The organism is Niveispirillum sp. SYP-B3756 (genome assembly GCF_009495745.1).
GTDB lineage: Bacteria > Pseudomonadota > Alphaproteobacteria > Azospirillales > Azospirillaceae > Niveispirillum.
The window spans coordinates 180,031-202,894 of record NZ_WIDQ01000003.1 but is presented as its reverse complement, the minus strand read 5'-3'; the positions used below and the strand labels follow the sequence as shown (position 1 = coordinate 202,894).

The following is a 22,864-nucleotide window of genomic DNA, read 5'->3' as shown; positions in this document are numbered from 1 at the left end:
AAAGGAAGTTAGAGCTTCCAGATAGCGCAGGCCGCGCCCGAGGTTAAGCCCCCACTTTGGGCGCAATGTCGCGCGGGCACACAAATTCAACCAGCCGGCCGCAGCCCCAGCGCAAATCCGCCCAGCCCCGTTCCGGCGGCAGATCGATCGCCACGAAGGAACCGGTGGGCAGCTTGGCCGTCAGGTCGGCCATCAGGGCCGCTGCGTCGGGCGCTTCCTGACGGCCGCAGAGGTCGCGGGCCAAGAGCTGCAGGTCGGGATTATGCGCCACCAGCAGGACGGAACCCACCCCATCCGGCAGCGCCTTCAACCGGTCCAGCAGCAGTTCCTCCCCGCAGAGATAAAGCCCTTCCTCATAATCCACCGGCGGCGGGGCCGGCCATGCCGCCATCACCCGCAGCAGGGTTTCCCGCGCCCGCAGCGCGGTGGAGCATAAAACAAGATCCGGTTGCGGCGGGCCACCCTTGCGCGTGGCCCAATAATTCGCCATCGTCTGCGCCGCCCGCTCACCACGCGGGTTGAGGGGCCGGTCATGATCCGCCAGTTTCGGATCGGTCCAATCCGATTTGGCGTGTCGCAACAGGTAGAGCTTCTTCATGACGACTTCCCGGACACCCAGAACCCCCGCAGGCGGTTCAACCCCACGCCGCCGCCGTGCGACGACAACAACGGTGCCAGCCGAACCGAAAAACGTCACAGAAGCAACATATACTTTGCCGGACAGCCCGGAACCAAAGGAAGCGCCGACCGTGACCGCCCCCCCTGACTTTGCCCCGTCCGTGACCAGCAGCGGCGGTTCTGCCGCACCCGCCGTCAATGCCGACAAGATCGACATGCAGAGCCCGGAACGGTTCATCAACCGGGAGCTCTCCTGGCTGGCCTTTAACCAGCGCGTGCTGGAGGAAGCCTATAATCCCGACCATCCGCTGTTGGAACGGCTGCGCTTCCTCTCCATCTCGGCCAGCAATCTGGACGAGTTCTATATGGTGCGCGTCGCCGGGCTGAAGGCCCAGGTCGCCGCCAAGGTGACGACCCCGTCGGATGATAATCTGACACCGGCCCAGCAGCTGGCCGCCATCAATCACCGCGTCACCGAGGTGATGCGCGATCAGCAGAGCTGCTGGCTGATGCTGCGCGGCCTGCTGCGCGAATCCGGCATCGCCGTGGTGGAGATCGACGAGCTGTCGCCATCCGAATATGACTGGCTGGAAGCCCGCTTCATCGACGATATTTTCCCGGTGCTGACGCCGATTGCGGTCGACCCGGCCCATCCTTTCCCCTTCCTTCCCACCGGCGGCTTTGCGCTCGCCCTGCAGCTGTTCGACCCGCATCGCGGCGGGGATGTCGATGCGCTGGTGATGCTGCCGCAGCAGCTGGACCGTTTCGTGCGCCTGCCGGGCAGCGACACGCGGTATGTGCTGCTGGAACAGGTGGTGCTGACCTTCATCGAGAAGCTGTTCCCCCCCTTCATCCTGAAGGGCCATGGCGTTTTCCGCGTGCTGCGCGACAGCGAGATGGAAATTGAGGAAGAGGCGGAAGATCTGGTCCGCACCTTCGAAAGCGCGCTGAAGCGCCGCAAGCGCGGCAGCGTCATCCGGCTGGCTGTCAATACCGGCATGTCGAGGGAATTGCGGGACTTCCTGACAGACGAACTGCATGTGTCATCCGACGACGTGTTCGTGCTGGACGGGCTGATCGGCCTGTCCGATACCAAGCAGATCATCACCGACGACCGGCCGGACCTGCTGTTCCCGCCCTATAATGCCCGCTTCCCGGAACGAATCCGCGATTTCGGCGGCGACTGTTTCGCCGCCATCCGCCAGAAGGATATCGTCGTCCACCACCCGTTCGAAAGCTTCGACGTGGTGGTGCAGTTCCTGCGGCAGGCGGCAGCCGACCCCAATGTGCTGGCTATCAAACAGACGCTCTATCGTACCTCCAAAAACAGCCCCATCGTCGCCGCCCTGATTGAGGCGGCTGAACAGGGTAAGAGCGTCACCGCGCTGGTGGAATTGAAGGCCCGCTTTGACGAGGAAGCCAATATCCGCTGGGCGCGTGACATGGAACGCGCCGGCGTGCAGGTGGTCTATGGTTTCGTAGACCTGAAGACCCACGCCAAGGTGTCACTGGTGGTGCGGCGGGAAAGCCAGGGCCTGCGCACCTATGTGCATTTCGGCACCGGCAATTACCATCCGATCACCGCCAAGGTTTACACCGACCTGTCGTTTTTCACCTGCGATCCGGCATTGGGCCATGATGCGGCCCACATGTTCAATTACATGACCGGCTATGCCACGCCGAAATCGCTGGAGAAGATCGCCATCGCCCCCACCACCCTGCGTCAGCGGCTGGTGGACAAGATCGATGCCGAAATCGCCCATGCCCAGGCCGGTCGTCCGGCCCAGATCTGGGTGAAGCTGAACAGTCTTGTCGATGCCGAGTTGATCGACAAGCTGTATGAGGCGTCGCAGCAGGGCGTAAAGATCGAACTGGTCATCCGTGGCATCTGCTGCCTGCGTCCCGGCGTGCCGGGCCTGTCGGAAAATATCCACGTCAAATCCATCGTCGGCCGTTTCCTGGAACATGGCCGTGTCGTCTGCTTCGGCAATGGCCATGGCCTGCCCTCGCCACAGGCGCGAATCTTCATTTCCTCAGCCGACTGGATGCCGCGCAACCTGGACCGCCGCATTGAAACTCTGGTGCCGATCGAGAACCCGACCGTGCATCAGCAGGTACTGGACCAGATCATGGTCGCCAATCTGAAAGACAATACGCAAAGCTGGGTTTTGCAGCCCGACGCCACCTATCACCGTATGGAGCCTTGCGCAGAAGCCTTCAATGCCCATACCTATTTCATGACCAACCCCAGCCTCTCCGGTCGGGGCAGTGCGATGAGCGCTGCCCGTCTGCCGCCGAAGCTGGTGTTGAGCAATTTCCCGTAAAACGGCGCCAATCCTCTCGATGATATCCTTGAAAGCGGACCACTCAGCCTTGGATCAAATCCACGCGGATGATCGCCTTGCGGTGATCGATGTCGGGTCGAATTCCATGCGCTGCGTGGTCTATGAGCGACTGACCCGTTCCCCCGTTGCCCTGTTCAATGAACGGGTTCTGCCCAGCCTCGGCCGAACGGTGGAGAAAACTGGCCGGCTGAACCCCGACGGGGTTCGGCTGGCGCTGGACAACCTGACCCGCTTCCGTCGCCTGCTGGAAGCGATGCAGGTACGGCGGGTGGATGTGCTGGCCACGGCGGCGGTGCGTGACGCCGCCGATGGCGCCGACTTCGTGGCGGAGATCACCCGCCGGACCGGCTTCACCGTGGCGGTGCTGTCGGGCGAGGAAGAAGCGCGGCTGGCGGCCTTAGGCGTGCTTTCCGGCGCGCCCGATGCCGACGGTCTGGCAGGCGACCTGGGCGGCGGCAGCCTGGAACTGGTGCTGCTGGAGAAAGGGCAGATCGGTTCCCAGGTGACCACCCCGCTGGGACCGCTGCGCCTGCTGGAGGCAACGGACGGCAAGGCCGGCAGTGCCGCCAAGCTGATCGATCAGCATCTGGGCAAGCTGGACTGGCTCTCCAAGGGCAAGGGGCGGTCCTTCTATCCGGTTGGCGGTGCCTGGCGCGCGCTGGCCAAGATGCATCTGGAACAGACCAATCATCCGCTGCACATCATCCACCAATATTCGGTGGATGGGACCGTGATGGCGGAATTTGCCGGTCAGGTGGCCCGCGCGTCGCGCGGGGCGCTGGAAAAGATGCAAGGTGTCTCCAAACGGCGGCTGGATACGCTGCCGCTCGCCGCCCTGGTGATGGAGCGGGTGTTGAAGGCGGTGCAGCCTTCCCGCGTCACCTTCTCCGCCTATGGGCTGCGTGAAGGTCATCTCTATGATTTGCTGCAGGCCGACGAACAGCAGATGCACCCGTTGCTGACCGGCTGCGGCGATGTGGCAGCCCGGATCGGCCGGTTCGGCCATGCGGAAATTCTGTCAGCCTGGACGGGCCCGCTGTTTGCCGGGGAAGACCCGGCGGCGCGGCGGTTGCGGCAGGCGGCTTGCCTGCTGTCAGATCTGGGCTGGATCGAACATCCCGATTACCGCGCCGAACATGCCTTCCTGCGTATCCTGCGGATGCCGTTCGCCGGGGTGGACCATGCGGAGCGGGCCTTCCTGGCCGCGTGTGTCTATGTCCGCTATGCCGGCACGCTGGAAGGGTCCGTGCTGGCCCCGGCGCGCGGGCTGTTGAAGGAAAATGTGCTGGCCCGCGCCACCATGCTGGGGCTGGCCCTGCGGCTGGCTCACACATTGACGGGCGGTGCCGCCACCTTGCTGCAGCGCACCACCCTGCAACTGGGCGAGTCGACCCTGACCCTGGTGCTGCCGGAAGATGCCGCCATGTTGACCGGCGAGGCGGTACAGCGCCGGCTGGATGCCCTGGCCAAGGCGTTGAACCGCGTGGGTGACATACGCATCCAGCCGGGTGCCTGAAGCGTATCGGCACAGCGCCGTTTGCACCAAGGGCGGGCGCGCAAGCGGCCCGCCCTTCTGCTATGATACCAGCATCAATTTTCTTCGGCCGGGTACCACTATGATCGACATCACCGCGCTTGTGATTTTTGCCGGCATCTATGCTGTGGCCGTGGCCTCGCCCGGACCCGGCGTGGCGGCGGTGGTGGCCCGTGCCCTGGCAACGGATACGCGCCGTACCCTGCCCTTCATTGCCGGCATTGTGCTGGGTGATCTCACCTGGTTCGGGCTGGTGACGGGCGGGTTGAGCGTGCTGGCGCAGAGTTTTCAGCTGGTCTTCACTATCATCAAATATGCCGGTGCCACTTATCTGCTCTACATGGCCTGGAAAATGTGGCGGGCCCCCGCCACCCCGCCCAGTGAATTGCCGGCAGTGAAGGGGGATGGGCTGCGGCAGACCATGGGCGGGCTTGCCCTGACGCTGGGCAACCCCAAGACCATGATCTTCTTTCTGGCCATCCTGCCGCAGGTGATCAGCCTGCAGGAGATGACGCCCCTGGCCGTGCTGGAACTGTGCGTCCTGATGGCTTGTGTGCTGACCAGTGTGATGACGGCCTATGCGATGGTGGCGGCCAGCGCCCGGCGCTTCATCGCCAAACCATCCCATATGCGCGTCATCAACCGCGCCACCGGCGGGCTGATGGCGGGCGTGGCCGTCGCGGTCGCCACGCGCTGACCCTATTGCCCCTGTTGCCGTTTACTCCGTTAATCGCTATAATTCCCTTTACGTAAACGTTAATTCCAGAGAGGGAGTTAGGGATGAACATCGACCAGATCGAAGCGCAGATGCGGGCACGGGCGCTGAATTTCACCGGCCTGGGCGCCCTGGTTAAGTTCGATTTCGGTAGCGGCGACGCCGTGTTCATCAATGGCCGCAGCACACCGCCGGCGGTCAGCCGCACGGGCGACGCGCCGGACACCACCCTGACCATCTCCCCGGAGAATCTGCTGAAACTGGCAGAGGGCAAGCTGGCCCCCACGCTGGCCTTCATGACGGGCAAGCTGAAAGTATCGGGCAATATGGGCGTGGCCATGAAGCTGGCCAATATGCTGGAAGATTAAGCGGGAGAGAGGCGGGCGGCGGACAGGTGCCGCCGCCCGCCGCCCTTAGCCCACCGCGTCACCGGCCATGGGCAGCACAACGGTGACGCGCAGGCCCCCCTCCGGCCGGTTGGCCAACCCGATCTCCCCGCCATGGGCGCGGATAATATCATTGGCCACCGACAGGCCCAGCCCCGTGCCGCCCGTATCGCGCGACCGGGAGCCTTCAAGCCGGAAGAACGGCCGGAACACGTTATCGAATTCAGTTTCCGGAATGCCCGGTCCGTCATCATCGATGGTGACGGTGACATTCTCCCCCGTGACGGCGATGGCGATGTCGGCCCGCTGACCATATTTCACGGCATTTTCCAGCAGGTTGGCAATCGCCCGGCGCAAGGCCATCCGCCGGCCCATGATCGGCACCGGGAAGGGTGAATGCGTCATGCTGGCCGGCTTGCCACCGTCACGCATATCCTCCACCAGCCGTTCCAGCATGGCGTTCAGTTCCAGCGGCTGGATATCTTCCTGCGCTGCCTCGTCACGGGCAAAGGCCAGGGTGGAACCGATCATCGCCTCCATCTCCCCCAGATCGTCCAGCATCTTTTCGCGCACCGAATCATCATCAATGAACTCAGCGCGCAGACGCATCCGGGTCAAAGGCGTGCGCAGATCGTGGCTGACGGCAGCCAGCATCCGCGTGCGATCTTCCACAAAGGCGCGCAGGCGGCGTTGCATCTTGTTAAAGGCGGCGGCGGCCAGCCGCACCTCCCGCGGACCGGCCTCGTCCAGTGAGGGGGCATTCATATCCACGCCCAGCCGGTTAGCGGCGGCGGCAAAGCGGCGCAAGGGCCTGGTGGTGAAGCCCAGCACCCAGGCTGACAACAGGATGGCTACCGCCGCACTGCCGGCCAGTGAGGCCAGGAAACCCGGTTCGCGCAGCGCATCGGTGGCCGTCACCGGGGCATGGAACCGCATCCAGGTGCCGTCCTTCAATTGCCGCGACACCTCGATCACCGAGGGTTCAGGCGGCGGTGGCACCGGCATCCCGAAGGGCGGGATGGAGATGGCGGGCGATTTCTCCGGCTGGCCCTCCTTCTTCGGCTCCTTCTCATAGACATCCAGCATGACATTATGGCCGGCGCTGGTGCGCACGGTCAGCTCGCGTTCCTTCAGCCCGCGCAGCACGGCCAGCCGCACATCGGTCGGCTGTTCCTCAATGGCGCGGGCGAATCCGTCCAGGCAGTTGGCCAACTGCCCCCCCTCGGCATCGGCCACCGCCTCTGCCCGGTCGGACCGGTAAAGCCCCAGCGCGATGGCCTGGGACAGAAGGATACCCCCGACCAGCACGGCGAAAATGGAATAGGACATGCGGTCGGTCAGCGCCCTCATGACGGCTGCACCTCCGGGGAGAAGATATAGCCACCGGAACGCACGGTCTTGATGATCGTGGGCTCTGCCGGGTCTTGTTCGATCTTGCGGCGCAGGCGGCTGATCTGCACATCGATGGAACGGTCAAACGGGCCGGCAGAGCGACCACGGGTGATTTCCAGCAGATCATCGCGGGACAGCACCCGGCGCGGCCGCGTGGCCAGGGCCACCAGCAGCTCATATTCACCGGCGGTCAGGGTGATCTCTTCGCCCTTCTGGTCGGTCAGGCGGCGTTGCGCCTGATCCAGCAGAAATCCGGCGAACTGGATGCTGCCGCTGGCAATGGGGGCGCCGTTGCCGCCGGTCTGGGCCCGGCGCAGCACCGCCTTGATGCGGGCCACCAGTTCGCGCGGGTTGAAGGGCTTGGGCAGATAATCATCCGCCCCGATCTCCAGCCCCAGGATACGGTCCGCATCCTCCCCCATGGCGGAGAGCATGACGACGGGCGGCCCGCCTTCGGCCCGCACGGCGCGGCAGAGCGACAAGCCATCTTCGCCCGGCATCATCAGATCCAGCACGATCAGGTCAATATTGCGATCAGCCAGGAACCGCCGCATCTCCACCCCATCCTTGGCCGCCGTGACGCGGTAGCCATGGCGGGTGAGATAGCGCGTCAGCAGATCGCGGATTTCGCGGTCGTCATCAACGACCAGAAGGTGGGTGCTTGTATCGGTCATGACGGCAATTCTATCGCTGCGGGCCGGTATCTGCCGATGCCCATGTTGTTAACGCAAGGTAACGTTTTGATCGACGGAAACACAGTGTTTCACAAGCCCCCCATCTTCGTCATGGTAGAGAAAAATGAGGGTGTTTTCTTAGAGACTGTCCACGGACGAGAGCCGGGATGGACCGAGAGACGACCTGTGAGGAACCACCCATGCGTACCCTGATCGCCATCGCCGCCGCCGCCTTTATCGGTATTTCCGCCGCCGGTGCTGCCGAGCCGGCACAGGTTGCCGCCAAGGACAGCACCGCCCCCGTCGCCCGCACCGAACCGCTGACCAGCCGCGAAGCCCGCGACATCGCCCGTGCCTATCTGAAGGACAGCAAGGTCCGGCAGGCCCGGGTGGGCGATATTACCCAGCGGAATGGGGAATATAAGGTCGTGCTGAAATCGGCCGACGGCATTCCCTTCAAGACCCTGACCATCGACGCCGCCACCGGTGAAATCAAGGGCTGATAAAGGCCCCCCACAAACCGCTGTCGGCCATCCCCGTTGCCGGCAGCGGAAGGGGCGGCGCTCCCGGTTGTCCACCAGCCGCCCCTTCGACCGGGCCGGTGGGTACGGGCCGGCCCCATCCCGGCCCGCACCCACCGGTACCAAGACCATGAGAAGCGCGCTGAACCCAAAGCCTGCCTGTTGAACGGAAGGAGGTCTGACCCATGAAGCCGACCCAAGGCCCCCTGCTGTCCCTGTTCGACAATGCCGATGGCACCCCCTTGCAACAGCGCCTGTTCGACCGGCTGCGCGCCGCCATTCTGGATGGCGCCATCCGCCCCGGTGAACGCCTGCCTTCCACCCGCACGCTGGCGGCCGATCTGGGTGTTTCGCGCAACACCGTGGTGGCCGCTATCGACCGGCTGATTTCAGAGGGCTATCTGGAGGCCCGCATCGGTTCCGGCACCTTTGTCAGCCGCAGCCTGCCCGATGATGCCATGGCCCCTGCCTTGCGGCTGGCCACACCCCGGCCACCGAAGCAGAACCTGCCCGTGATGGCCGCCGGAGCCGAAATCCTGCCGTTTCGGCCCTGTGTGCCGGCCTATGATGAGTTTGATGTGGAGAATTGGCGCCGGCTGCTGGCCAAGCGCTGGCGCGATACCGGCGGCCTGTTGCTGGGCCACGATACCGCCGCCGGCTGGGCATCACTGCGCCGCGTGCTGGCCGGGCATCTGCAGACCAGCCGAGGCATCAGTTGCGACCCGGAACAGATATTGATTCTGCCGGACCGCCGTACCGCGCTGGAGTTTACCGCCACGCTGTTGCTGGGGGCGGGTGATACCGTGTGGCTGGAAGATCCCGGCTGCAACCTGCAACATCTGGTCTTCGGCAACCGGGGTCTGCACGCCGTCCCCGCCCCCATGGACAGCGACGGGCTTGATGTGGACCGCGCCCAGCGGCTGGCGCCGGATGCAAGGTTGGCCCTGGTCAGCCCGGGCTGGCAGTTTCCGCTGGGGGGCACCATGCCGCTGCGCCGCCGCATGGCCATGCTGGCCTGGGCGCGCCGCACCGGTGCCTGGTTGCTGGAGGATGATCGGGATGGCGGCTACCGCTATACCGGCCGGCCGCTGCCGTCCCTGATGGGGCTGGATGACAGTGAACGGGTGTTGCATTTGGGCAGCCTGGACCAGACCCTGGTACCCTCCCTGCGGCTGGCCTGGCTGGTGGTACCGCCAGCCTTGCTGGGTGCCGCAAGATCATTACGGAACCGGATGGACATTACCGTTCCGCTACCGGAACAAATGGCGGTGCATGATTTCCTGGCCGAGGGGCATTTCTGCTCCCATCTGCGACGGACCAGGCGGCTTTACGCGGAACGCCAGCAGGCGCTGCTGTTCGCCGCTGAACGCTATTGGCAGGGAATGCTGAGTTTGGAGGCGGCCGGAGCCGGGCTGCATCTGCTGGCACGGCTGGCACCCGGGCTGGGCATGGGTGACACCAGCCTGTCGGCCCAGGCGCAAGCAGCCCGGCTGGATGTGCCAGCTCTGTCGCATTATCGGCATGGGCCAGCATCGGCGGGCGATCCTGGCGCCCTGTTGTTGGGCTACGCTGCCTTCACGCCGGAAAAGATCAGCCGGGCCGCTGAACGGTTAGCGCAGGTGCTGGAACGGGCGCAGGCCCAGGGCGAGACCCGCTTCGGCGCCGCTCGGCGGCTTGTTCCGGCTACGTAACCTCTGCCACCAAGCCGCCGACCAGCCGCGCCAGGGCATCGGGCGCGATGGGAAAGACGGTATTGGGCGTACCCGCTGCGGCCCAGATCACCGGATAGGCCAGCAGGTCACGGTCGAACAGGGTGATGGGCGGCACATTATGGCCAACCGGCGGCACCCCGCCGATGACATAACCGGTCTTCTGCCGCACGAAATCAGCATCGGCCTTGGCCAGACGTTCCCCGGCCAGGGCCGATGCCAGATGCCGCGCCACCGTCGCCTCATTCACCCGGTTGCTGCCCGAGGCCACCACCAGGATCGGCCGGGCGGTATCACGCGTGCGGAACATGATGGATTTGGCGATTTGCGCCACCTCGCAGCCAATCGCGGCCGCCGCCTCCGCCGAGGTGCGGGTGGAGGCGGCGAATTCCAGCACATGGATCGGGTGCCCATGATCATTCAGCAGATTCTGGATTTTCTGCGCACTGGGGCTGAGCGAGATGGCCATGGGCGATCAACCCGCCAGTTCACGCGAACGCTGGGTCGCGGCGGCAATGGCCCGGCGCATCAGCGCCGCCATCCCTTGCGGCCCCTCCTCCATCAACACATCCAGCGCCGCCTGGGTGGTGCCCTTGGGGCTAGTGACATTGCGGCGCAGCTGTTCGGCTGATTCATGGCTCTGGCGCAGCAGCTCGCCCGAGCCCACGATGGTGGCGCGCGCCAGCTGCATCGCCAGATCGGGCGGCAGCCCGGCCGACTCGCCAGCCCGCGCCAGCGTTTCCACCAGCAAAAACACATAGGCCGGGCCGCTGCCGGAAACAGCGGTGACGGCGTCCAGCTGGCTCTCCTCCGCCACCCAGGTCACCTCCCCCACGGCCGACAGCAGGCGCTGGGCCAGGGCGCGGCCGGCGGTATCCACATTGGCATTGGCCACCAGGGCGCTGATGCCCCGGCCGACGGCGGCCGGCGTGTTGGGCATGGCGCGCACGATGCGCGCCCCGTCACCCAGGAATTGCTGAAAGTAACCCAGCGTCTTGCCGGCAGCGATGGAGAGGAACAGCGCGCGGTCGGCATAGCGGGCATAGGCCGGCAGCACCTGATCCATCATCTGTGGCTTGACCGCCAGCACAATGGCATCGGGCTGGAAATCCGCCGGAATGTCGGCGGCATCGGTCACCACCTGCACATCGTCGGGCAGGCCCTTGGGCGGGCCGAACGGCTCCACCACCACCATGCGGGTGGCGGGGTCGGCCTGTTTCCACCCGGCCAGCATGGCGCCGCCCATCTTGCCGCAACCGACCAGAAGCAATTTCGCGCTCATCACATTCCTCCCCGGAAAAGCGTTGGCCCGGCCCCTTCCCCAAAACGGGGTTCAGGATCGGCCGGTTCTCAAGCCTCCCCAACCGTATCCAGAATGGCAGCGGCCACCGCTTCCTGCGCCGTTTTGCCGCCCCAGATGACGAACTGGAAGGCCGGGTAGAAACGCTCGCACTCTGCCAGCGCAATGTCCACCAGGTCTTCCAACTGTTCCGAGCTGGCACCGCGTGCGCCGCGCAGCAAGGTTGTCTGGCGGAACATCGGGGTCGCCTGCTCCGGGCAGACATCGAAATGGCCCAGCCAGAGCTTGGGATTGACCTCCCCCAGCAGTTCCAACACGGCGGCGCGGCGCGGGGCCGGCACCTTCATGTCGAACTGGCAGGAGAACTGCATCGCGCTCACCTCTGACTGCCACATGAAGAACAGGCGATAATCGCACCAGCGGCCGGTGATCTCCACCACCATCTCTTCTTCATTGACGCGGTCGAAGGCCCATTCATTGGCAGCAACGATCTCTTCCAGCATATCCAGCGGATTATGGGTGGATGCCGCATGTTCCACGGAAACGGCCGTCATACTCTCTCTCCTCAGTCCCCCACCGATCCGCAAGACCGGCCCGCCACCCTGGTTTGATCCAGATATTGTGGCGTATGGTTGATGAGCCACCACGGATACGGTGCCAGCGCCTATTCGCGTGTGCAACCTGAATCCAATGCCGGCCCACCCCCTTTGTCACATGTTCTACTGACGGCCTTCACGACCATGGCAAAACCCCACCGCAAGGCGGCGGGGCGCCGGTAATCCGTAAAACCGATAGAGCGTCATTCAGCCCTGGCGGGCTGCCTGCAATTCCGCCACCAGGGCTTCCAGCTTGGCCACGCGTTCCTCCAACGGAGCAGCAGCGGCCAGCTTCTCCTCCAGTTCTTCCTGGCGGGCGCGGGCCTCCGCCGCCATGGTCTTGGCGGCCTCGAATTCCTCGCGGGAGACGACATCCATCTGCGACAGGATGCGTTCGAACTGCTGGCGGAACTGCGCCTCCACCTCGGCGCGGATGCCTGACAGGGCCCCGACGGCGCCGCTGGCCACGCGGGCCAGGTCATCCAACAGCTTGTTCTCGATCTGCATGGGTTGATACCCCTTTCAAAAGCGGGCGGCATTATGGTGACGACATTGGGCTCTGTCCATGGCGTTGGCCGCAGGCGCGCCCCGCTTGCCCCGCCTGTCAAGACACACCTATATAGGGCGCGACAGTGGACACGCCGCAACGGCGCGCCTACCCCTTCATCTGGTGATCGGCTGACCTGCCGACCAGATGCCAACCGCGACGACGGTGCCGATGATGCTTGCCATCCCCTTTCCCGCCTTCGATCCCGTGGCGTTGTCCTTGGGGCCCATTTCGATAAAATGGTATGGGCTGGCCTATGCCGTCGGCATTGCCTTCGCGCTCTGGTACACGATGCGACTGGCCCGCAATACAGGCCTGCGGCCGACTCCGGATGATTTGTCCGATTTTCTGCTCTGGGCGGCGGGCGGTATCCTGATCGGTGGCCGGCTGGGCAGTGTCATCTTTTACAATCTGGATGCCTATCTGGCCGATCCGCTGGAAATTCTCCGTGTGTGGCATGGCGGCATGTCCTTCCATGGCGGTCTCAGCGGGGTGATCGTCGCCATGCTGATCTTCTCCTGGCGGCGTGGCTTCTCCCCCTTTGCGCTGGGTGATCTGGTGGCTTGCGCCGCCCCGGTGGGGCTGCTGCTGGGCCGGCTGGCCAATTTCGTCAATGGCGAATTGTGGGGCCGGCCGGCGGATGTGCCCTGGGCAATGATCTTCCCCACCGGCGGCGACATTCCGCGCCATCCCAGCCAGCTTTATCAGGCCGGGCTGGAAGGCATCCTGCTGTTCATCGTGATGTTTTTTTTGGTGCGGAACCAGGCCCTGCGCGCCCGCACCGGCACCCTGTCCGGCTGTTTCCTGATCGGTTATGCCCTGGCCCGCATCGTCGGTGAATTCTTCCGCCAGCCCGATGCCCAGGTCGGGTTCCTGGCGTTCGGCACCACCATGGGGCAGATCCTTTCCGTGCCGATGCTGCTGGCCGGCCTGTGGATGGTGCTGCGGGCCCCGTTCGGCACGCCCGTGCCGGCCCCGGTGGTGCAGGAAAAGGCACCGTGACCAGCGCGCTGCTGCCCCTGCTGACCCGGCGCATCGCGCTGGGCGGGCCCATCAGCGTCGCCAGCTTCATGGGCGAGGCGCTGGGCCATCCCGCGCATGGCTATTACATCACCCGCGACCCGCTGGGCCGTGCGGGGGATTTCACCACTGCCCCGGAAATCAGCCAGATGTTCGGGGAGATGGTGGGCGTATGGCTGGCCGATTGCTGGCTGCGGCTGGGCAGCCCCAACCCGGTGACCCTGGTTGAACTGGGGCCGGGGCGCGGCACCCTGATGGCCGATGCCTTGCGGGCCACCCGCCGGGTGCCCGGCCTCCATGCCGCCCTGCGGCTGGCCCTGGTGGAAACCAGCCCCACCCTGCGCGCCCGGCAGGCGGCCAATCTGGGGGATTATTCCCCACAATGGTATGACAGTCTGGCCGATGTACCGGCCGGGCCGATGCTGCTGGTCGCCAATGAATTTTTCGACGCCCTGCCCATCCGTCAGTTCGTGCGCAGCCCGCGTGGCTGGGCCGAACGCAAGGTGGGGCTGGATGAAAGCGGCGACCTTTGTTTCATGCTGGAACCAGCACCGGTGGCCGCCGCCCTGCACCCGGTTTTCGCCGATCCGCGTATTCCAGCCGGGGCGGTGGCGGAACTCTGCCCGGCCGGGATCGCCGTGGCGCGGGAGATCGGCCAGCGGCTGGCCGAAGCACCCGGTGCTGCCCTGCTGCTCGACTATGGCTATGCCGGCCCTGCCATCGGCGATACGCTGCAGGCCCTGCGGGCCCATCGCATGGTACCGGTGCTGGATGATCCGGGCATGGCGGACCTGACGGCGCACGTGGATTTCACCGCCCTGGCCCAGGCGGCCCAGCAGATGGGGGCGGAGGCACATCCCGGCCCCGGCCGCACCATCGATCAGGGGGACTTGCTGCGGGCCCTGGGGATTGAGGCGCGCGCCACCGCCCTTTCCCGCCAGGCCAGCCCCCAACAGGCAGCCGACATTGCCAACGCGCTTGCCCGCCTGACGGAGCCGGGGCAGATGGGGCGGCTGTTCAAGACTATCGCCCTGACCAACCCCGGCTTCGGCCCCCCGGCCGGCTTTGCCCCCCATCCCTGACCGGGAAGGAGAAAGACATGATCACCCTGCCCCTGCTGGCCACCTTGCCCGGCATCCGCCATGGTTTCATGACCCGGGAAGGCGGTGTCTCCACTGGCATCTATGCCGGGCTGAATTGCGGCCTGGGTTCCAATGATCATCCCGAGCATGTGCGGGAGAACCGGACGCGGGCGGTGCAGGCGCTGGGCATGCCGCCCGACGCGCTGGTCACCGTGCATCAGGTGCACAGCCCCGACGTGGCCCGCGTCACCGCCCCCTGGTCCCCGGCCGACGCACCACGCGCCGATGCCATGGTGACCGACCGCCCCGGCATCGCGCTGGGCATTCTGACGGCGGATTGCGTGCCGGTGCTGTTCTGCGACGCGCAAGCCGGTGTCATCGGCGCTGCCCATGCCGGCTGGAAGGGGGCGGTGGGTGGCGTGCTGTCGGCAACCGTGGCCGCCATGACCGCCCTGGGGGCCGATCCCACCCGCATCCGCGCCGCCGTCGGCCCGCATATCGCCTGGGACAGTTATGAGGTGGGGCCGGAATTCCGCGGCCGCTTCCTGGCCATGGCAGCCAATAATGCAAAGCTGTTCAAGCCCAGCAAGCGCGAAAGCCACTGGATGTTCGATCTGGCCGGCTATGTCGATGACAGGCTGCGCGATGCCGGCATCGGCCATATCGCCCATGCCGGGCAGGATACGGTGACCCAGGAAGACCGTTTCTTCTCCTATCGGCGCACCACGCTGCGTGGGGAGCCGGATTATGGGCGGGGCATTTCCCTGATCGCGCTGGGCTGAGTGGTCGTTGCAATTTGCAACGACGAATGCAGAGTCAGTACAAATTCGATGTTTATCGTACCAAAAATGCCACAACTAAAAAAAATCAGGCAAAATTTGCCCACTTGATTAACCCGACATTCACAGGTGTCGTGCGATCCTGCTCGAAATTACAGCTAATCCCTTGTAGAGTCTGGCCTACGATCCTTGCCTGACAGGAGCGCGGTTCCCGTGGAGTCGTTTCTGCAAACATTGCGGGGTCTCGGCCCTGCGCGTCTGGCCGGGATCGGCGCTGCCGTTCTGTTGACGATCGGCGCTATCATCTATTTTGCCGGCTCCTGGTCCAGCCCGACCATGTCGCTGCTTTACAGCGATCTGTCGCCGTCGGATGGTGGCGCGATCATCCAGCAGCTCGAAACACAGAAAATCCCCTACAAGGCCAGCGCGGACGGCACCCGGATTGAGGTGCCGGTCGATGAGGTCGGCCGGCTGCGTATGACTTTGGCCCAGCAGGGCCTGCCCAGCGGCGGCAATGTCGGGAATGAGATTTTCAACCAGCCCGAAGGGCTGGGCACAACCGCCTTCATGCAGAATATGCAGCAGCTGCGCGCCAAGGAAGGGGAGCTGGTCCGCTCCATCCAGACCTTGCAGCCGGTCATGAATGCGCGCGTGCATCTGGTGCTGCCCAAGCGGGAACTGTTCGCCCGGCAGGCACAGACGCCCACCGCAGGCGTGGTGCTGAAACTGCGCCCCGGTACCCAGCTTTCCAAGGATCAGGTGCTGGCCATCCAGACCCTGGTGGCGGCGGCCGTGCCGCAGATGGACCCGTCGAACGTGTCCATCATTGATGACAAGGGCAAGCTGCTGTCGCGCAGCGCCAAGGCGAATTCGCCCGAAGCCATGGCCGCCTCGGCAGAGGAACGCCGGTTGGCGCGTGAACAGGAACTGACCGCCACCATTGAGGAACTGTTGGGCCGGTCCGTCGGGCATGGCAAGGTGCAGGCCCGCGTCTCGGTGGAGATGGATTTCGACCGCATCACCACCAACAGCGAGATTTATGACCCCGATGGGCAGGTGGTGCGCGGCACCCAATCTGTGACAGAGAATTCTGAAAGCCAGAACAAGGATGGTGTCGATCCGGTGACGGTGGCCGCCAACCTGCCCAATGGTGATACCGCCAGCAATGCCGCCGGTGGTTCTTCGGAAAAGAAGAACCGCACGGAAGAAACCACCAATTACGAAATCAGCAAGACCACGAAGATCCATGAGCGGGAGACGGGTCTGGTACGCCGCCTCTCCGTCGCCGTGCTGGTGGATGGCAATTACACCACCGCAGAGGATGGGACCAAGACCTATCAGCCGCGCAGCGAGGCGGAACTGGCGCAGTTGCAGCGGCTGGTCCAGTCGGCCGTGGGCGTCGATCCGGCCCGCGGCGATGTGGTGGAAGTGGTGAACATGCAGTTCGCCCGGCCTGATGATGAACTGGCGGGCATGAACGAGACCATTCTGGGCATCCCGAAGGAAGATGTGCTCCGCATCGCCGAGATGCTGATCATGGCCATCGTTGCCATCCTGGTGATCCTGCTGGTGATCAAGCCGATGATCACCCGCGTGCTGGACCGTACGCCGCAGCTGGAGGAAGAGCCTGACCTGCTGTCGGATGGCAGCGGCGTGCCGCAACTGGCCGGCCCCGGTGGCGGGGCATTGGCCCGCGAACTGGCGATGGAGGCCGCCCAGGCCAACGAGGAACTGGAGCAGATGATCGACATCAACCGCGTCGATGGCCGGGTGCGCGCCTCTTCCCTGCGCAAGGTGGGGGAGATCGTGGAAAAGCATCCGGAAGAGGCGGTGTCGATCATCCGCAACTGGCTCTACCAGGAAAGCTGAGGCAGATAGAGTCAGCCCATGGCAACAATCAAAAAATTCGTCTTCGACCAGGATTTCGACGATGGTGCGCCGCCCGCTCTGGCCGCACCCGAGCCGGAGCCCGAGCCGGAACTGCCGCCGGCACCCCCACCCCCGCCGCCGCCGCCCACCTTCTCCGTGGAGGAGCTGCAGGCGCAGGTGCGGATGGCGCGGGAGCAGGCGCGGGCGGCCGCCCTGCAGGAAGGCCGCGTCCAGGGGATGCAGGAGGCGGAAACCGCCGCCCAGCAGGAATTATCGGCGGCCTTGCGCGCGGTGGAAGCCGCCCTTGGTCAGCTGCTGGCGGTGCAGAACCAGGAAACGGCGCTGCGGCGCCAGAATACCAGCCGGCTGGTGCTGGCCATCATCCGCAAGCTCTGGCCCGGTCTGGTGGCGCGCGACGGGTTGGTCGAGATTGAAACAGTCATCGCCAGCTTTCTGGAAGAGCTGGCGGAAGAGCCGAAACTGGTCTTCCGCGTCCATGAACGCTGGTTTGAGGAACTGCGGGGCAAGATCGGTGATATGGCCCTGCGGCATGGTTTTGCCGGGCAGGTCACTGTGCTGGCCGACCCGAAACTGCATGAGATGGATGTGAAGGCCGACTGGACTGCCGGCGGGGCGGAGCGGGATGTAAACGGCCTTTGGGCAGAAATCGAGCGGATCGCCGGGGATGGGTTGCTGCAGATGCCGGGCGGTCCGGCCCAGGCGGCCTGAGCGGGTAGAGAGAAACGTTACCGGTAATGCCGGAACAAATTGGGATCAAGATGGCGGCAAAAGACGATATGAGCCTGAACGAGTTCGATGGCAATCGCGGCAATGGCGGCGGCGAACTGGAGGCATTGCCCGTCGTCAAGGATCTGGAATCCGTCTACGACATCCCGGTGCAGATTTCCGCCGTGCTGGGCAAAACCAACATGCAGGTCAGCACCCTGATGCGGCTGAACAAGGGGGCCGTGGTGGAGTTGGACCGCAAGGTTGGTGAAGCCATTGATATTTATGTGAACAACCGGCTGGTTGCCCGTGGCGAGGTGGTGGTGGTGGAAGACCGGCTGGGCGTCACCATGACCGAAATCATCAAGACGGACCGGTCATGAGCGACCGCAGCGCCGCCCAACCACGCGCCGGGGCACCGGCCCCCGCCAGCAGCCCACCGGCTGGGGATGCCGGTGCGCGGCCAACCCGGCCGCCGCCCCTGCCGCGCCTGCGCCGGCGGCTGGATCTGGCCACCATACTGGGTCTGGGCGCGGCTCTGCTGCTGATTATCGGTGCGCTCGCCCTTGGGGGCGGTGCCGGTGCCTTTTTCGATCTGACCTCTGTGCTGATTGTGCTGGGGGGAACGACGGCGGTCACCACCATCTCCTTCTCCGTGCCCGACATACGGGCGGCGGCACAGGCCATTGGCCGCACCATGGTGGCCAGCACGCCCGATGTGGCCTCAGCCGCCCGCACGGCCCTGTCGCTGGCCGATCATGCGCGGCGTAACGGTCCCCTGTCGCTGCACCCGCTGGCGGCGGCGACAAAGGGCTGGCCGGTGCTGCACCGGGCGGTGGAACTGATCGTCGACGGGTTGCCGGCCGATGATGCCGAACGCATCCTGCGCACGGAGATTGAGGCCAACATGGTCCGCGCCCGCATGGCTGCAGCCGTGCTGCGCCGAGCGGCAGAGGTGGCGCCGGCCATGGGGCTGATCGGCACGCTGGTGGGGCTGGTGCAGATGCTGGGCAACCTGTCCGACCCATCATCGGTGGGGCCGGCCATGGCGGTGGCGCTGATCACCACCTTCTATGGTGCCATTTTGGGCAGCATGGTGCTATCCCCGCTGGCGGCCAAGATCGACCGCAATGCAGAACGCGAAGCCCTGGTGGATGGGCTCTATCTGCTGGCGGCGGGATCGGTGGCGCGGCAGGAAAATCCGCGCCGCCTGGAAATGCTGATCAATACGATGCTGCCCCCCGATCTTCGGATCAGCAGCTTCGACTGAGTTTGATGTGTGACTGTTCGATTAGGCCGAACCGACCGGCAAGAGGGTAAGGACGATGCGTCTACTGATCGTTGGAACGCTGGAAGGCTATATCAGTGCTGCCGGGAAGATCGCGCTGCAGAAGGGCGCGAAGGTGGCGCATACCGACAGCATCGACGGCGCCATGAATGCGCTGCGGGGTGGTCAGGGTGCCGATCTGGTGATGATCGACGTCAAGCTTGACGTCGGTATGCTGGTCGATCAGTTGAAGAATGAACGGTTCGCCGTGCCGGTGGTAGCCTGTGGTGTGGGCACCGACGCCCAGGCCGCCGTGCGCGCCATCCGCGCCGGCGCCAAGGAATATATCCCCCTGCCTCCGGATGCCAACCTGATCGCCGCCGTGCTGGAGGCGGTGGCGGAGGAAAGCCACGCCATTGTCAGCCGCGACCCCGCCATGGCTGCCGCCCTGGCCATGGCCGACCAGATCGCCCCGTCGGACGCCTCGGTGCTGATCACCGGGGAAAGCGGTACGGGTAAGGAGCTGATGGCGCGCTACCTGCATCGCAAGAGCCGGCGGGCAAATGCACCCTTCGTCTCCGTCAATTGCGCGGCCATCCCGGAAAACCTGCTGGAATCCGAACTGTTCGGGCATGAAAAGGGCGCCTTCACTGGTGCCGTCGCCCGCCGCATCGGCAAGTTCGAGGAGGCCAATGGTGGCACCCTGCTGCTGGATGAAATCAGCGAGATGGATTTGCGCCTGCAGGCCAAGCTGCTGCGCGCCATTCAGGAACGGGTGATCGACCGGGTGGGCGGCAACCAGCCGGTGAAGGTGGATATCCGCATCCTGGCCACCTCCAACCGCGACATGCTGTCGGAGGCCAAAGCCGGCCGGTTCCGCGAGGATCTTTATTTCCGCCTGAACGTTGTCAGCCTGAACCTGCCGCCCCTGCGCGAACGGCCGGCCGACGTCGCCCTGCTGGCCCAGCATTTCGCCGCCAAATATTCCGAAGCCAACGGGCTGCCCCAGCGCAATGTCGGGGCCCAGGCCATGACCATGTTGCAGGGCCATCATTGGCGCGGCAATGTGCGGGAGCTGGAAAATACCATGCACCGCGCCGTTCTGCTGTCGCGGGGGACGGAGATCGGGCCGGAAGCCATCCTGCTGACCGGCGCGGAACCCAGCTATACTGCCCCGGCCGCCGCCGCCCCACCAGTGGCCCCGGCTGCGGCCCGTGCGGCCGCCAGCTATGGCAATGCCGGCGGCTATACACCGCCGCCGGCCTATCAGCCCAACCCCTATCAACCGCAACCCACCTATCAGCCGCCCCAGCCCCAGCCCGCCCCGGTGATCCCTACCGGGGAGAGTGCCACCCGCCCGCTGGTGGGCCGCACAGTGGCAGATGTGGAACGTGACCTAATCATCGACACCTTGAAACATACCCTGGGCAACCGCACCCACGCGGCCAATATCCTGGGCATCTCCATCCGCACCCTGCGCAACAAGCTGAAGGAATATAGCGAAGGCGGTATCGCCGTACCGCCGCCGGCCAGTGGCGTGGAATCAGAAGCCCTTGGTTGAACCCTCGTTGATGGAATTGAGTAAACAATTGCCAAGCAGAATGATCGAACCGGCATGACCGACCAGCCGCAACAGCAATCCCCCTTGGGCTCTACCAAGGATGCCCTGCGCCTTACCGTTGAAGCGGTGAAGCGCGGCGAGGTGGGATTCGCGCTGGGCATTCTGACCATCGTGGTCGTGCTGATCATTCCGCTGCCCACCTTCCTGCTGGACGTGGGCCTTACCATCTCTTTCGGTTTTTCCATCCTGATCCTGATGGTGGTGCTGTCGATTCAGAAGCCGTTGGAATTCAGCAGCTTCCCCACCATCCTGCTCGTCTCCACCATGCTGCGCCTGTCGCTTAACCTGGCATCGACCCGGTTGATCCTGGGCGAGGGGCATAATGGGGCGGCGGCTGCCGGTCACGTCATCCAGACGTTCGGCAGATTCATCATGGGTGGCAATTTCATCATCGGCGTCACGGTGTTCGGTATCCTGATGCTGGTGAATTTCAGCGTTATCACCAAGGGTTCCGGCCGTATCGCCGAAGTGGCGGCCCGTTTCACCCTGGATGCCATGCCCGGCAAGCAGATGGCCATCGATGCCGACCTGTCAGCCGGCCTGATCGATGAGGGGGAGGCGCGGCGGCGACGTAAGGAACTGGAGGATGAAAGCCAGTTCTTCGGCGCCATGGACGGTGCCTCCAAATTCGTGCGCGGTGACGCGGTGGCCGGTCTGGTCATTACCTTCCTCAATATCATTGTCGGTATGATCATCGGTATTGCCCAGAAGGGCATGACCTTCACCCAGGCCGGTGCCAGCTATACGCTGCTGACCGTGGGCGATGGTCTGGTCTCGCAGATCCCGGCGCTGCTGGTGTCGCTGGCCGCCGGTCTGATGGTGTCGAAATCCGGTTCAACCGGTTCCACCGACAAGGCGGTGGTCGGGCAGTTGACCTTCTATCCCACCGCCCTGGGCCTGACGGCAGCGGTGGTGCTGGCCGTCGGCATGTTGCCGGGGATGCCGAAAATCTCCTTCGGGCTGCTGGCCATCGGTTTGGCGGCGGGGGCCTATTTCCTGCCGCGTTCCCGCCTGATGAAGCAGGCGCTGGAGGCTAAGCAGGAAGCGCAGGCCGCCGCCCCCGCCCCGCCAGCAGAAGAACCGATTGCCACCGCGCTGGCCATCGATCTGGTACGGCTGGAGCTGGGCTATGGTCTGCTGTCGCTGATCAATACGGAAGCCGGCCATCGGCTGACCGACCAGATCAAGGGGCTGCGCCGGCAATTGGCCGGCGAAATCGGCATCATCATGCCGGCCGTGCGTATCCAGGATAATCTGCAACTGCCGCCCAACACCTATCTGATCCGCATCAAGGAGATTGAAGCGGGCCGGGGCGATATCCGGCCGAACATGTTGCTCTGCATGGACCCGCGCGGCGACCGCATCTCCCTGCCCGGTGAGGCAACGACGGAGCCGACCTTCGGCCTGCCGGCCATGTGGATCGACATGGCCTATCGGGAAGAGGCCCTGTTCAAGGGCTATACGGTGGTCGACCCGCCCACCGTGCTGACCACCCATCTGACCGAGGTGATCAAGGATAATATGGCCGACCTGCTCTCCTATGCGGAGATGCAGAAGCTGCTGGACGAAATGGGTAAGGAACACCAGAAGCTGGTGGCCGATGTCGTGCCGGGCCATATCAATATTGGCGGGCTGCAGCGGGTGATGCAGAATCTGCTGGGCGAACGCGTCTCCGTGCGTGACTTGCCGACCATCCTGGAAGGGGTGGCGGAGGCCACGGCCTATACCCGCAACATGACCCAGATTACCGAACATGTGCGGGCACGGCTGGCGCGGCAAATCTCCGACTCCAACACCAATGATCTGGGCTATATCCCGCTGGTGACCCTGTCGCCGGAATGGGAACAGGCCTTTGCTGAAAGCATCGTCCAGGAAGGCGATGACCGGCAATTGGCCATGGCGCCGTCGCGGTTGCAGCAATTCATCACCGCCGTGCGCCAGACCTTCGAGAAATTCGCCATGCAGGGCGAAGCACCGGTATTGTTGACATCACCGGCGATCCGGCCCTTCGTCCGCTCCATCATTGAGCGGTTCCGGCCGGCCACGGTGGTGATGTCGCAAAATGAGATTCATCCCAAGGCGAAGATCAAGACTCTGGGCCAAATATGATGGGGCCGCGTATAATGATCGGATTGGGTGACCGGACAGGGCCTTATGGCCGTA

General features: G+C 64.6%; 22 protein-coding genes. 15 read left to right on the top strand and 7 right to left on the bottom strand.

The annotated features are described in order from the left end of the window. Positions 1–43 precede the first annotated feature (43 nt). Positions 44–598 (bottom strand): histidine phosphatase family protein, encoded by a 555-nt coding sequence (locus tag GE253_RS07970; RefSeq protein WP_153203600.1) that lies wholly within the window; start codon positions 596–598, stop codon positions 44–46. A 151-nt stretch (positions 599–749) separates the two neighbouring features. Between GE253_RS07970 and GE253_RS07965 the strand changes: the two genes are divergently transcribed. The 4 genes from GE253_RS07965 to GE253_RS07950 all read left to right on the top strand — a co-directional run bounded on the left by GE253_RS07965 (position 750) and on the right by GE253_RS07950 (position 5,580). Beyond that, positions 750–2,942 carry an RNA degradosome polyphosphate kinase gene (locus tag GE253_RS07965; protein ID WP_348770792.1) on the top strand — a complete coding sequence of 731 codons (2,193 nt, stop codon included), beginning with the start codon at positions 750–752 and terminating at the stop codon, positions 2,940–2,942. A gap of 49 nt (positions 2,943–2,991) precedes the next feature. Next, positions 2,992–4,479 (top strand): Ppx/GppA family phosphatase, encoded by a 1,488-nt coding sequence (locus GE253_RS07960; RefSeq protein WP_247878549.1) that lies wholly within the window; start codon positions 2,992–2,994, stop codon positions 4,477–4,479. 100 nt (positions 4,480–4,579) lie between these two features. After that, positions 4,580–5,194 (top strand): LysE family translocator, encoded by a 615-nt coding sequence (locus tag GE253_RS07955; RefSeq protein WP_153203597.1) that lies wholly within the window; start codon positions 4,580–4,582, stop codon positions 5,192–5,194. 83 nt (positions 5,195–5,277) lie between these two features. After that, a complete protein-coding gene (locus GE253_RS07950; protein WP_153203596.1) occupies positions 5,278–5,580 on the top strand; it encodes an SCP2 sterol-binding domain-containing protein in 303 nt (100 codons plus the stop codon). 45 nt (positions 5,581–5,625) lie between these two features. On the opposite strand, the gene GE253_RS07945 is transcribed toward GE253_RS07950, so the two are convergent. Further along, on the bottom strand, positions 5,626–6,948 hold the full coding sequence (locus GE253_RS07945) for an ATP-binding protein (protein ID WP_247878548.1): 1,323 nt from the start codon (positions 6,946–6,948) through the stop codon (positions 5,626–5,628). Continuing rightward, positions 6,945–7,664: a response regulator gene (locus tag GE253_RS07940; RefSeq protein ID WP_153203595.1), complete on the bottom strand. Its 720-nt coding sequence runs from the start codon at positions 7,662–7,664 to the stop codon at positions 6,945–6,947. Before GE253_RS07940 ends, GE253_RS07945 begins: the two co-directional genes overlap by 4 nt. 200 nt (positions 7,665–7,864) lie before the next feature. Here GE253_RS07940 and GE253_RS07935 point away from each other — a divergent pair, with 200 nt between their 5' ends. Together GE253_RS07935 and GE253_RS07930 are read left to right on the top strand one after the other, a co-directional pair. Then, positions 7,865–8,167 carry a hypothetical protein gene (locus GE253_RS07935; protein ID WP_153203594.1) on the top strand — a complete coding sequence of 101 codons (303 nt, stop codon included), beginning with the start codon at positions 7,865–7,867 and terminating at the stop codon, positions 8,165–8,167. 203 nt (positions 8,168–8,370) lie between these two features. Then, the gene (locus GE253_RS07930) at positions 8,371–9,876 is read left to right on the top strand and encodes a PLP-dependent aminotransferase family protein (RefSeq protein ID WP_153203593.1); all 1,506 of its coding nucleotides are present in this window, start codon (positions 8,371–8,373) and stop codon (positions 9,874–9,876) included. Here GE253_RS07930 and GE253_RS07925 read toward each other — a convergent pair. From GE253_RS07925 to GE253_RS07910, 4 genes are all read right to left on the bottom strand, one after another. Next, positions 9,869–10,363 (bottom strand): YbaK/EbsC family protein, encoded by a 495-nt coding sequence (locus GE253_RS07925; RefSeq protein WP_153203592.1) that lies wholly within the window; start codon positions 10,361–10,363, stop codon positions 9,869–9,871. The genes GE253_RS07930 and GE253_RS07925 overlap by 8 nt on opposite strands. Before the next feature lie 6 nt (positions 10,364–10,369). After that, positions 10,370–11,176: a pyrroline-5-carboxylate reductase gene (gene proC, locus GE253_RS07920; RefSeq protein WP_153203591.1), complete on the bottom strand. Its 807-nt coding sequence runs from the start codon at positions 11,174–11,176 to the stop codon at positions 10,370–10,372. A 68-nt stretch (positions 11,177–11,244) separates the two neighbouring features. Further along, a complete protein-coding gene (locus GE253_RS07915) occupies positions 11,245–11,748 on the bottom strand; it encodes a YbjN domain-containing protein (RefSeq protein WP_153203590.1) in 504 nt (167 codons plus the stop codon). Positions 11,749–11,997: 249 nt separating this feature from the next. Continuing rightward, complete coding sequence (locus GE253_RS07910; RefSeq protein ID WP_089289686.1) at positions 11,998–12,297, bottom strand: accessory factor UbiK family protein; 300 nt, start codon at positions 12,295–12,297, stop codon at positions 11,998–12,000. Between the two features lie 211 nt (positions 12,298–12,508). Here GE253_RS07910 and lgt point away from each other — a divergent pair, with 211 nt between their 5' ends. The 9 genes from lgt (at position 12,509) to flhA (ending at position 22,810) form a co-directional block, all read left to right on the top strand. Next, positions 12,509–13,339 carry a prolipoprotein diacylglyceryl transferase gene (gene lgt / locus GE253_RS07905; RefSeq protein WP_173012574.1) on the top strand — a complete coding sequence of 277 codons (831 nt, stop codon included), beginning with the start codon at positions 12,509–12,511 and terminating at the stop codon, positions 13,337–13,339. Then, positions 13,336–14,439 (top strand): SAM-dependent methyltransferase, encoded by a 1,104-nt coding sequence (locus tag GE253_RS07900; RefSeq protein WP_348770791.1) that lies wholly within the window; start codon positions 13,336–13,338, stop codon positions 14,437–14,439. Before lgt ends, GE253_RS07900 begins: the two co-directional genes overlap by 4 nt. Before the next feature lie 17 nt (positions 14,440–14,456). Beyond that, entirely contained in the window at positions 14,457–15,221 is a 765-nt protein-coding gene (pgeF, locus tag GE253_RS07895; protein WP_153203589.1) for a peptidoglycan editing factor PgeF, read from the top strand. Between the two features lie 210 nt (positions 15,222–15,431). After that, positions 15,432–17,087 (top strand): flagellar basal-body MS-ring/collar protein FliF, encoded by a 1,656-nt coding sequence (fliF, locus tag GE253_RS07890; RefSeq protein ID WP_348770790.1) that lies wholly within the window; start codon positions 15,432–15,434, stop codon positions 17,085–17,087. Between the two features lie 18 nt (positions 17,088–17,105). Further along, entirely contained in the window at positions 17,106–17,816 is a 711-nt protein-coding gene (locus GE253_RS07885; protein ID WP_153203587.1) for a FliH/SctL family protein, read from the top strand. A 50-nt stretch (positions 17,817–17,866) separates the two neighbouring features. Next, entirely contained in the window at positions 17,867–18,196 is a 330-nt protein-coding gene (fliN, locus tag GE253_RS07880; RefSeq protein WP_153203586.1) for a flagellar motor switch protein FliN, read from the top strand. Further along, positions 18,193–19,083, top strand: coding sequence for a MotA/TolQ/ExbB proton channel family protein (locus GE253_RS07875; protein WP_153203585.1), 891 nt, complete (start codon positions 18,193–18,195; stop codon positions 19,081–19,083). The genes fliN and GE253_RS07875 overlap by 4 nt, the downstream gene beginning before the upstream one ends. Positions 19,084–19,138: 55 nt before the next feature. Then, complete coding sequence (locus tag GE253_RS07870) at positions 19,139–20,641, top strand: sigma-54 dependent transcriptional regulator (protein WP_153203584.1); 1,503 nt, start codon at positions 19,139–19,141, stop codon at positions 20,639–20,641. A gap of 54 nt (positions 20,642–20,695) precedes the next feature. Continuing rightward, positions 20,696–22,810: a flagellar biosynthesis protein FlhA gene (gene flhA / locus GE253_RS07865; protein ID WP_153203583.1), complete on the top strand. Its 2,115-nt coding sequence runs from the start codon at positions 20,696–20,698 to the stop codon at positions 22,808–22,810. Positions 22,811–22,864 lie beyond the last annotated feature (54 nt).

Coding starts and splice junctions, on each gene's coding strand:
- GE253_RS07970 (WP_153203600.1), bottom strand. CDS start 598: ATGAAGAAGCTCTACCTGTTGCGACACGCCAAATCGGATTGGACCGAT.
- GE253_RS07955 (WP_153203597.1), top strand. CDS start 4,580: ATGATCGACATCACCGCGCTTGTGATTTTTGCCGGCATCTATGCTGTG.
- GE253_RS07950 (WP_153203596.1), top strand. CDS start 5,278: ATGAACATCGACCAGATCGAAGCGCAGATGCGGGCACGGGCGCTGAAT.
- GE253_RS07945 (WP_247878548.1), bottom strand. CDS start 6,948: ATGAGGGCGCTGACCGACCGCATGTCCTATTCCATTTTCGCCGTGCTG.
- GE253_RS07940 (WP_153203595.1), bottom strand. CDS start 7,664: ATGACCGATACAAGCACCCACCTTCTGGTCGTTGATGACGACCGCGAA.
- GE253_RS07935 (WP_153203594.1), top strand. CDS start 7,865: ATGCGTACCCTGATCGCCATCGCCGCCGCCGCCTTTATCGGTATTTCC.
- GE253_RS07930 (WP_153203593.1), top strand. CDS start 8,371: ATGAAGCCGACCCAAGGCCCCCTGCTGTCCCTGTTCGACAATGCCGAT.
- GE253_RS07925 (WP_153203592.1), bottom strand. CDS start 10,363: ATGGCCATCTCGCTCAGCCCCAGTGCGCAGAAAATCCAGAATCTGCTG.
- proC (WP_153203591.1), bottom strand. CDS start 11,176: ATGAGCGCGAAATTGCTTCTGGTCGGTTGCGGCAAGATGGGCGGCGCC.
- GE253_RS07915 (WP_153203590.1), bottom strand. CDS start 11,748: ATGACGGCCGTTTCCGTGGAACATGCGGCATCCACCCATAATCCGCTG.
- GE253_RS07910 (WP_089289686.1), bottom strand. CDS start 12,297: ATGCAGATCGAGAACAAGCTGTTGGATGACCTGGCCCGCGTGGCCAGC.
- lgt (WP_173012574.1), top strand. CDS start 12,509: ATGATGCTTGCCATCCCCTTTCCCGCCTTCGATCCCGTGGCGTTGTCC.
- pgeF (WP_153203589.1), top strand. CDS start 14,457: ATGATCACCCTGCCCCTGCTGGCCACCTTGCCCGGCATCCGCCATGGT.
- GE253_RS07885 (WP_153203587.1), top strand. CDS start 17,106: ATGGCAACAATCAAAAAATTCGTCTTCGACCAGGATTTCGACGATGGT.
- fliN (WP_153203586.1), top strand. CDS start 17,867: ATGGCGGCAAAAGACGATATGAGCCTGAACGAGTTCGATGGCAATCGC.
- GE253_RS07875 (WP_153203585.1), top strand. CDS start 18,193: ATGAGCGACCGCAGCGCCGCCCAACCACGCGCCGGGGCACCGGCCCCC.
- GE253_RS07870 (WP_153203584.1), top strand. CDS start 19,139: ATGCGTCTACTGATCGTTGGAACGCTGGAAGGCTATATCAGTGCTGCC.
- flhA (WP_153203583.1), top strand. CDS start 20,696: ATGACCGACCAGCCGCAACAGCAATCCCCCTTGGGCTCTACCAAGGAT.